Annotated in this window: 1 tRNA gene; it reads left to right on the plus strand. The window is 49.7% G+C overall.

Going from position 1 to position 292, the window contains the following annotated elements:
* Positions 1-125: 125 nt before the first annotated feature.
* Positions 126-201 (plus strand) — tRNA-Glu (locus tag INF86_RS21790).
* Positions 202-292: the final 91 nt, after the last annotated feature.

The raw sequence follows: 292 nt of genomic DNA on the forward strand, positions 1-292 counted from the left end.
AAGGTAACCGTAGGGGAACCTGCGGTTGGATCACCTCCTTACCTTAAAGAACCTGCCTTTGTAGTGCTCACACAGATTGTCTGATGAAAAGTAAATAGCAAGGCGTCTTGCGATTGAGACTGTACGTCCCCTTCGTCTAGAGGCCCAGGACACCGCCCTTTCACGGCGGTAACAGGGGTTCGAATCCCCTAGGGGACGCCACTTGCTGGTTCGTGAGTGAAAGTCACCTGCCGTCATATCTCAAAACTGACTTGCGAGTCATGTTTGAGATATTTGCTCTTTAAAAATCTGG

The sequence above is a fragment of the Enterobacter cloacae complex sp. I1M genome, assembly GCF_014982425.1.
GTDB lineage: Bacteria > Pseudomonadota > Gammaproteobacteria > Enterobacterales > Enterobacteriaceae > Enterobacter > Enterobacter intestinihominis.